The sequence below is a fragment of the Kitasatospora putterlickiae genome (genome assembly GCF_039527695.1).
In the GTDB taxonomy this organism is placed as follows: domain Bacteria; phylum Actinomycetota; class Actinomycetes; order Streptomycetales; family Streptomycetaceae; genus Kitasatospora; species Kitasatospora putterlickiae.
This window is the reverse complement of record NZ_BAAAKJ010000180.1, coordinates 6,445-7,062: the sequence shown is the minus strand read 5'-3', so window position 1 is coordinate 7,062 and position 618 is coordinate 6,445. Positions and strand designations below refer to the sequence as shown.

At 78.5% G+C, this 618-nt stretch carries 1 protein-coding gene; it reads left to right on the top strand.

The features are described from left to right. Nucleotides 1-555: sucrase ferredoxin (locus ABD308_RS18065; RefSeq protein ID WP_344335626.1), on the top strand; the 555-nt coding region annotated here is incomplete at its 5' end. Nucleotides 556-618: the final 63 nt, after the last annotated feature.

The window sequence follows — 618 nt, the reverse complement described above, 5'->3', positions numbered from 1 at the left end:
GGCGACCACGCCGGCGCCGGCGCGCCGCACGTCGGCGGTCCGCTCGCCCTGGTGTGCACCAACGGCCGGCGGGACCGGTGCTGCGCCCTGCTGGGCCGCCCGCTCGCGGCCGACCTGGCGGCCGCCGGGCACAGCGAGGTGTGGGAGGTGACGCACCTGGGCGGCCACCGTTTCTCCCCCACCATGCTGGTGCTGCCGTACGGCTACGCGTACGGCCGGCTGACCGCCGAGTCCGCCAAGGAGGTACTGGCGGCGACGGCGTCCGGCCACATGGTGCCGGAGTGGTCGCGCGGCTGCTCCGGCTGGGACCGCCCGGGCCAGGCGGCCGATCAGGCGGTGCGGCTGGCCACCGGCGAGACCAGGGCCGACGCGCTCGCCGTGGCCCAGTGGCCGGACGGCGCGGGCCGCTGGCGGGTCGAGGTCCGGCACGAGGACGGCCGGTCCTGGGAGGCCGAGGTGGTCGAGGGGGTCAGCGAGCCGCCCCGCCCGGAGAGCTGCGGCAAGGCGGCGGGCTCCCCGTCCCGGATGGAGGTCGCCTCGCTCCGGGAGCTGTGACGTGCGACGACCCCCGCCGGGGGGGAGAGCGGGGGTCGTCTATCCACGGCCCGACTCGGGGGG